This window comes from Rhodococcus sp. B10, from assembly GCF_011770055.1.
GTDB classification, from domain to species: domain Bacteria; phylum Actinomycetota; class Actinomycetes; order Mycobacteriales; family Mycobacteriaceae; genus Rhodococcoides; species Rhodococcoides kyotonensis_B.
The window spans coordinates 152,265-160,076 of record NZ_JAAFYV010000007.1 but is presented as its reverse complement, the minus strand read 5'-3'; the positions used below and the strand labels follow the sequence as shown (position 1 = coordinate 160,076).

General features: G+C 66.1%; 7 protein-coding genes and 1 pseudogene. 3 read left to right on the top strand and 5 right to left on the bottom strand.

Going from position 1 to position 7,812, the window contains the following annotated elements:
• Positions 1–869, top strand: a pseudogene (locus tag RhoFasB10_RS07150) (DNA polymerase III subunit gamma/tau); the annotation flags it as partial.
• A gap of 158 nt (positions 870–1,027) precedes the next feature.
• Here the strand turns inward: RhoFasB10_RS07150 and RhoFasB10_RS07145 are convergent.
• A complete protein-coding gene (locus RhoFasB10_RS07145) occupies positions 1,028–1,270 on the bottom strand; it encodes a hypothetical protein (RefSeq protein ID WP_068423559.1) in 243 nt (80 codons plus the stop codon).
• A 211-nt stretch (positions 1,271–1,481) separates the two neighbouring features.
• Between RhoFasB10_RS07145 and RhoFasB10_RS07140 the strand changes: the two genes are divergently transcribed.
• Together RhoFasB10_RS07140 and RhoFasB10_RS07135 are read left to right on the top strand one after the other, a co-directional pair.
• Entirely contained in the window at positions 1,482–2,693 is a 1,212-nt protein-coding gene (locus tag RhoFasB10_RS07140; protein ID WP_068423558.1) for an acetyl-CoA C-acetyltransferase, read from the top strand.
• Positions 2,694–2,703: 10 nt separating this feature from the next.
• Positions 2,704–4,842: a 3-hydroxyacyl-CoA dehydrogenase NAD-binding domain-containing protein gene (locus tag RhoFasB10_RS07135; RefSeq protein WP_068423556.1), complete on the top strand. Its 2,139-nt coding sequence runs from the start codon at positions 2,704–2,706 to the stop codon at positions 4,840–4,842.
• A gap of 51 nt (positions 4,843–4,893) precedes the next feature.
• On the opposite strand, the gene RhoFasB10_RS07130 is transcribed toward RhoFasB10_RS07135, so the two are convergent.
• From RhoFasB10_RS07130 to mihF, 4 genes are read right to left on the bottom strand one after another with little or no spacing between them, the layout of a single operon-like run.
• Complete coding sequence (locus RhoFasB10_RS07130) at positions 4,894–5,574, bottom strand: GntR family transcriptional regulator (RefSeq protein WP_068423554.1); 681 nt, start codon at positions 5,572–5,574, stop codon at positions 4,894–4,896.
• Positions 5,575–5,586: 12 nt separating this feature from the next.
• On the bottom strand, positions 5,587–6,759 hold the full coding sequence (locus tag RhoFasB10_RS07125) for a cation:proton antiporter (RefSeq protein ID WP_167675781.1): 1,173 nt from the start codon (positions 6,757–6,759) through the stop codon (positions 5,587–5,589).
• A gap of 19 nt (positions 6,760–6,778) precedes the next feature.
• On the bottom strand, positions 6,779–7,261 hold the full coding sequence (locus RhoFasB10_RS07120; protein WP_114330405.1) for a cation:proton antiporter regulatory subunit: 483 nt from the start codon (positions 7,259–7,261) through the stop codon (positions 6,779–6,781).
• Between the two features lie 50 nt (positions 7,262–7,311).
• Positions 7,312–7,626, bottom strand: coding sequence for an integration host factor, actinobacterial type (gene mihF / locus RhoFasB10_RS07115; protein WP_068423548.1), 315 nt, complete (start codon positions 7,624–7,626; stop codon positions 7,312–7,314).
• Between the last annotated feature and the right edge of the window lie 186 nt (positions 7,627–7,812).

The following is a 7,812-nucleotide window of genomic DNA, read 5'->3' as shown; positions in this document are numbered from 1 at the left end:
CCCCTGAGCCCGCGCCCGTCCCCGAACCGGAGCCGACGCCCCAACCGGAGCCGACGCCCGAACCGGAGCCGACGCCGGAACCGGCACCCGTGCCGCGACCCACTCCGCAACCCGAGCCGACGCCGGAGCCCGAACCGCAGCCCGAACCCGAGCCGACGCCGCAGCCGCAACCGGATCCCGTTCCGCCACCGCTGTCGACGCAGGAGCCGGCGTACGAACCGGAGCCCGAGCCTGAACCCGAACCGGAGCCCGAGCCTGCCCCCGTCGGGTCGACCGCTCCCGACGCCGCCGCAGTACGTGCGGTGTGGTCCGAGGTGCGAGCCAAGGTGCGCGAACGCAGCCGCACCGTCGAGGTCATGCTGTCCGGTGCATCGGTGCGTGCGGTCGAGGCGGATTCCATCACGCTCGGCCACGACTCCGCGCCGCTCGCGAAGCGACTGCAGGAGCCGCGCAACGCCGACGTCATCCGCGACGCGCTACGTGACGTCTTCGGCGTCGACTGGACGGTGACGTGCGTCGTCGGAGCTGCGGTTCCGGTGGAGGAAGCACCCGTTGCGAAAGCGGCACCCGAGCCGCCGAAGTCCGCGCCCACCAAGTTCTCGCGGCCGAGCCAGAGCAGGCCCGCGTCCGATGATGCACGGTCCGGTTCGGGTGGTGGCGACTACGACGACATTCCCCCGCCCGAGGCGCCGGACTACCCGGACGACCCCGAACCGCCGGGGCCTCCGCCGCCGGAGACACCCGAGGACGAGGAAGAGCTGCTCAAGGCCGCAGCCGAACCCGCCGACCCGACGATCCGACGTGACCCCGAGACCGTCGCGATGGAATTGCTGCAGGCCGAACTGGGTGCCACACCTCTGAAGGAGTAGTGATGCCCAGGCGCTAGAGCTGGCACCCCTTCTGGCGACCTACCACCCCTGTTCGGACCTGATCAGGGGTGCTAGCTCTGCAATATGGGTGCTGGCTCCCCGAAATGGGTCCTAGCACAGCACAAGGATGCTCGCGGACCCAACACGAGAACGCGCATTCACGCCGGTTCGATGTCGTCGGGATCGACGAACACGAGGCGACCGTCGTCGAGTGCGACGGCGTATCGATGCGCGACGGCCCACGTCCTCAGACCCGCGACCGCGGACAGGTCGCCGAAGTCCTCCTTGACGACACCCGATTCCATGGGCCGCTGGTCGCGCGGCGCCTTCGAATCGGCGCTGTAGCGCACCTTGACGCGCGAGCCGACCGCGAACGGCTGCTGGGTGTCCATGGACATCATCTCCTGCTTTCTCGATGCCCCCCGCGTCGAACCTGTCGTCTACCCTCCCACGCGCGAACTCAAACGATTGCACCGGTCACGGACAACGCTCGTTTCGGTCCTTCATCAGTGCTTGAAACCCGTTCTACTGTGGTAGCAGCCGAGGTGTATTCCTCGTGTCCTGCGGTGCCCCGGTGCCGCCGAGTCGAGCAGGTGAAAGGAAGCGCACGCTGTGTCCACAGAGGCGTTCATTTACGAAGCCATCCGCACCCCACGCGGTAAGGGGAAGAACGGATCACTGCATTCGGTCAAGCCGATCTCGCTGGTCACCGGCCTGATCGACGAACTACGTCGCCGGTTCCCGGACCTCGACGAGAACCGCATCTCCGATCTCATCCTCGGAGTCGTCTCGCCCGTCGGCGATCAGGGCGCCGACATCGCGCGGACCGCTGTCCTCGAAGCGAAGATGCCGGACACCGTCGGCGGATTCCAGCTCAACCGTTTCTGCGCGTCGGGCCTCGAAGCGGTCAACCTGGCTGCTCAGAAGGTGCGATCCGGCTGGGACGAGGTCGTCATCGCCGGTGGCGTCGAGTCGATGTCCCGCGTTCCGATGGGTAGTGACGGCGGCGCCTGGGCGATGGACCCGGCCACCAACTACGACACGTACTTCGTACCGCAGGGCATCGGTGCCGATCTGATCGCGACGATCGAGGGGTTCAGCCGCGAAGACGTCGACGCCTACGCCGTGCAGTCGCAGGAACGCGCCGCTGCGGCATGGTCGGGTGGCTACTTCGCCAAGTCGGTCGTCCCGGTCAAGGACCAGAACGGCCTGCTGATCCTCGATCAGGACGAGCACATGCGTCCCGGTACGACCCTCGAATCGCTCGGCAAGCTCAACCCGGCGTTCACCGGCGTCGCCCAGATGGGCGGCTTCGACGACGTCGCGCTGCAGAAGTATCACTGGGTCGAGAAGATCAACCATGTCCACACCGGCGGTAACAGCTCGGGCATCGTCGACGGGGCAGCACTCGTGCTCGTCGGAAGCGAGCAGGCAGGCAAGGATCTGAACATGGTCCCGCGTGCGCGCGTCGTCGCGACCGCCACGTCCGGAGCCGACACGACGATCATGCTGACCGGCCCGACCCCCGCGTCGAAGAAGGTTCTCGCGACCGCGGGATTGACCGTCGACGACATCGACCTGTTCGAGCTGAACGAGGCGTTCGCGTCCGTCGTTCTGCGCTTCCAGAAGGATCTGCAGATCCCGAACGAAAAGCTCAACGTCAACGGTGGCGCCATCGCGATGGGCCACCCGCTCGGCGCGACGGGCGCCATGATCACCGGAACCGTGCTCGACGAGCTCGAGCGCCGCGGCGGTCGGTACGCCCTCATCACCCTGTGCATCGGCGGCGGCATGGGCGTCGCAACCATCATCGAGCGAGTCTGAGGTAAATACCATGAGCGAGAACATGATTCAGTGGGAACAGGACTCCGACGGCATCGTCGTGCTCACGATGGACGACCCCAACCAGGGCGCCAACACGATGAACCAGCTGTACAAGGATTCGATGGGAGCCACCGTCGATCGGCTGGAGAAGGAAGTCGACTCGATCACCGGCGTCGTCATCACGTCCGCCAAGAAGACGTTCTTCGCCGGCGGTGACCTGAACAACCTGATCCAGGCGAAGCCCGAAGACGCCCAGCAGGTGTTCGACGAGGTGCAGGGCATCAAGGCGCAGCTGCGTCGGCTCGAGAAGCTCGGCAAGCCCGTCGTCTCGGCGATCAACGGCGCCGCGCTCGGCGGCGGTCTCGAGATCGCGCTCGCGACGCATCACCGCATCGCAGCGAAGGTGTCGGGTGTGCAGCTCGGTCTGCCCGAGGTGTCGCTCGGCCTGCTTCCCGGCGGCGGTGGCGTCACACGCATCACCCGTCTGCTCGGCATCCAGAACGGATTCATGACCGTCCTCGCGCAGGGCACACGGTTCCGTCCGGAGAAGGCATTGGAAATCGGGCTCGTCCACGAGCTCGTCGACACCATCGACGAGTTGGTCCCCGCAGCGAAGGCGTGGATCAAGGCCAACCCCGAGGGCGGCGTCGCGCCGTGGGACGTCAAGGGCTACAAGATCCCGGGTGGAACGCCGTCGAACCCGAAGCTCGCCGCGGTGCTGCCCGCGTTCCCGTCGAACCTGCGCAAGCAGATCAAGGGTGCGCCGATGCCCGCCCCGCGCGCGATCCTCGCGGCTGCCGTCGAAGGCTCCCAGGTGGACTTCGACAACGCGTCGACCATCGAGTCCCGCTACTTCACCGAGCTCGTGACCGGCCAGGTCTCGAAGAACATGATCCAGGCGTTCTTCTTCGATCTGCAGGCCATCAACTCGGGCAAGTCCCGTCCGGACGGCATCGAGAAGACGACGTTCTCCAAGGTCGCCGTGCTGGGCGCAGGCATGATGGGCGCCGGGATCGCCTACGTGTGCGCCAAGGCCGGGATCGACGTCGTGCTCAAGGACGTCAGCATCGAGGCCGCGCAGAAGGGCAAGGCCTACTCCGAGGGCATCGAGGCCAAGGCCCTCTCGCGTGGCAAGACGACGCAGGAGAAGTCCGACGCGCTGCTCGCGCGCATCCATCCGACGGCCGATCCGCAGGACACCGCGGGTGCCGACCTCGTCATCGAAGCTGTCTTCGAGTCCGAGGAACTGAAGCAGAAGGTGTTCCAGGAGATCGAGGACATCGTCGAACCGACGGCGTTGCTCGGATCCAACACCTCGACGCTGCCGATCACGTCGCTCGCGACGGGTGTGAAGCGCCAGGAAGACTTCATCGGTATCCACTTCTTCTCGCCCGTCGACAAGATGCCGCTGGTGGAGATCATTCGCGGCGAGAAGACGTCGGATGCGGCGTTGGCGAAGGCCTTCGACCTGGTCCAGGCCATCAAGAAGACGCCGATCGTCGTCAACGACAGCCGCGGATTCTTCACCTCGCGCGTTATCGGCACGTTCATCAACGAGGCCATCGCGATGCTCGGTGAGGGCGTCGAGCCGTCGACCATCGAGCAGGCAGGTCTGCAGGCCGGCTATCCGGCTGCGCCGCTGCAGCTCTCGGACGAGTTGACGCTGACGCTCATGCAGAAGATCCGCAAGGAGACGTACGACGCGCTCGTCGCAGCAGGTCAGACGCCGCCCGAGGATCCTGCGGGTGCCGTCATCGACAAGATGGTCGACGAGTTCGAGCGGCCGTCGAAGGCCAAGGGCGCCGGGTTTTACGAGTACGCCGACGGCAAGCGCACCGGCCTGTGGCCCGGACTGCGTGACGCGTTCAAGTCCGGCACGGCGGAGATCCCGTTCGAGGACCTCATCGAGCGCATGCTGTTCATCGAGGCCATCGAGACGCAGAAGTGCTTCGACGAAGGTGTCCTGACGACGACGGCCGACGCCAACATCGGCTCGATCTTCGGCATCGGCTACCCGGCGTGGACCGGTGGCGTGCACCAGTACATCGTCGGCTACAAGGGTGGCCAGGCCGGATTCGTCGAGCGTGCGGACGAGCTCGCGGCGAAGTACGGCCCGCGGTTCCAGGCGCCGAACTCCCTACGGTCGTAGGCGACTTCGTCGCACGTGAGTGCGAATGTACAGCCCGCTGTACATTCGCACTCACGAGTCGCGGTACGCGACCAACCGCTCCGCACAATCGGTGAACTGCTGCTGCATCAACCGGCATGCCTCGTCGACGTCGGACGCCTTCAGCGCCGCGATCAGTTGCTCGTGACTGCGGACCGCTTCGCGTCCCCAGTCCAGGTCGACGGCGTACAGCCTGGTCGGGGTGTAGCGCGTCGCGTTGTTCAGGAACCACGCGAGCTTGCTGGCCTCCGCGAGCCGGTTGAGCACGCGGTGAAATTCGAACTCGGCGATCTCGACCTCGTTCGGCTGACTCTTCTCGACCGCGTCGGACAGCTCGGCGTTGAATTTCTCCAGCTCGGCGATCACATCGGGTGTGATCCGGGGAGCCGCACGTCGGACCAGTTCGACAGCGATCTGGCCCTGCAACCAGAAGATGTCGACGATGTCGTCGGGCGTCAACGGCGACACGACGTAGCCACGATGCGGTACCAGTTCGACCATGCCTTCGCCTCGCAGCGTCAGCAGTGCCTCGCGCACCGGCGTGACGCTCACGCCCAGCTCCGCGGCTGTCTCGTCGAGCCGGATGAAGTCACCGGGCCGGATCTCGCCGGACATGACGACATGCCGAACATGGTTGGCGACGTCCTCGGACAGCTGCGGTCGTCGACGCAGCGCGGACACGCCCGAAGTCGCAGTTCGACGTCTCTCGGCCATCGCGCTAGCCAATCACATCGCAGGCTTGGAACGAACGAGGGTCCGCGCGACCGGCTCGACGACTCGCGCAGCAACCGGACCCAGAACCGCCATGAGCAGCACATATGCGGTGGCCAGCGCGGCGAGTTCGCCTTCGACGGCTCCCGCGGACACCGCGAGGCCCGCGATGACGATCGAGAACTCACCGCGGGCGACCAGCGCCGCGCCCGCGCGAAGACGTCCAGGCCTCCCGATGCCCTGACGCCCGGCCGCCCACGCGCCGGTGATCATCTTCGTCGCCGTCGTCACCGCGGCCAGCAGGATGGCCCAGCCCAGGACCGGGGGAACGGTCGCCGGGTCGGTGCTCAGCCCGAAGACGACGAAGAACATCGCGGCGAACAGGTCTCGCAGCGGCTCGAGGACGCGGGTCGCGTTGTCGGCCGTCGACCCTGAAATTGCGATTCCCAGCAGGAACGCGCCGACGGCGGCCGACACCTGCAGTTCCGACGCGATGCCCGCGACGAGCAACGCGGACCCGAGGACTTTGAGAAGTACGACCTCACGGTCGGGACTGTCGACGATCGCCGAGACGATGCTGCCGTACCGCAGCGCGACGACCAGGACGATCGTGATGACGAGCAGCGATACGCCGAGCGCTTCGAGACCACCGAGGAAGCTGACACCGCTGAGGACGGCAGTCAGAATCGGCAGGTAGACGGCCATCGCGAGGTCCTCGAACACGAGAATCGACAGCACGACGGGTGTCTCGCGGTTGCCGAGCCTGCCCAGGTCGGTCAGTACTTTCGCGACGATTCCCGACGACGAGATGTACGTGACGCCACCGAGCACGAGCGCGCCGACGCCTCCCCACCCGAGCAGCAGGGCCGCGACAGCCCCCGGCACGAAATTGAGAACCAGGTCGACGAGACCGGCCAACCAGGATCTGCGCAGACCGGTGACGAGTTCGGTGGCGGTGTATTCGAGCCCGAGCAGCAGGAGCAGCAGGATGACGCCGATCTCGCTGGCGATCTCGCTGAACTCGTCGATGCCCGCGAGGTTGACGAATCCGCCGTTGCCGAAGCACAGCCCACCGAGCAGGTAGAACGGGATCGGAGACACGCCGATCTTGCCTGAGAGTCGCGCGAGGAGGCCGAGCGCGAAGAACACCGCGCCGAGTTCGGTGAGGGCGAGCGCGCTCTCGGCCATCGGCTCAGCCCGTCGTCTCTCAGGCTTTGCCGAGAAGCCTGGATGCAGCGTCGAGTCCGTCGGCGGTACCGACGGCGACGAGCAGATCTCCGGAGGTGAGCGTGAAATCAGGAGTGGGCGACGGCTGCACTTGACCTGCGCGCATGACCGCGACGACCGACACACCAGTCTTGGTGCGCATCATCGTGTCGCCGAGGGTTCGGCCGTCGAATCGCGAGCCTTCCCGAATGGGTAGCTGCCGCGTGTTGATGCCGGGAAGGTCTCGATGGTCTTCCCCGAGCTGGGCAATGAGTTGCGGCGTGCCGAGCAGATTGCCCAGCGCCGCCGCTTCCTCATTGCTCAAGGTGATGGACGCCTGTGTTGCGTCGGGGTCATCCTTGCGCGAGACGATGAGTTCGTTCGCGCCGTCCTTACGGGTGATGACCCCGATGCGGCGCCCGGATGCGAGGGCGAAATCTTTCCGCACCCCGATCCCGGGCAGCAGAGTCACTTCGACGTTCATGGGCAAATGCTAACCCCGCGGAATGTGACCTGCGCCTCCTCGTGTGTCGATCAGGATGCGACGGCAGCCAGCAGCGCTTCACGCTGGTTGGCGCCGAGGCCGCCGATGCGGCGGGTGTCTGCGATCGCCAGCTGCTCGAGCAGCTGTGCGGCGCGCACCGAACCGACACCCGGCAGGGCCTTGATCAGGGCCGACACCTTGGTCTTCTTGACGATTTCGTCGTTCTCGGCCTTCGCGAGAACGTCAGCAACGCTGAGCTCGCCGGACTTGACGGCGGCCAGCAGCTTCGACCGGGCAGTGCGTGCCTCGGCCGCCTTGGCCAGAGCCGCAGTGCGCTGTTCCGGTGTCAATACTGGTAAAGCCATGGCCTTATCTCCTCGATAGTGGTGACCCGTCGCTCGCTGACATGGTCTACGACCTTCTTGCATCGTGCCTGGTGGCTCCGACAATGTATCGGAACAACACGCGTGTCATTCCCCGTGAGCCACCGTTCCTTCCCCGTCAGGCTACGTGCTCTGCGTTTCGGGGTGTGCCCCGACCAGCAGTTGGAC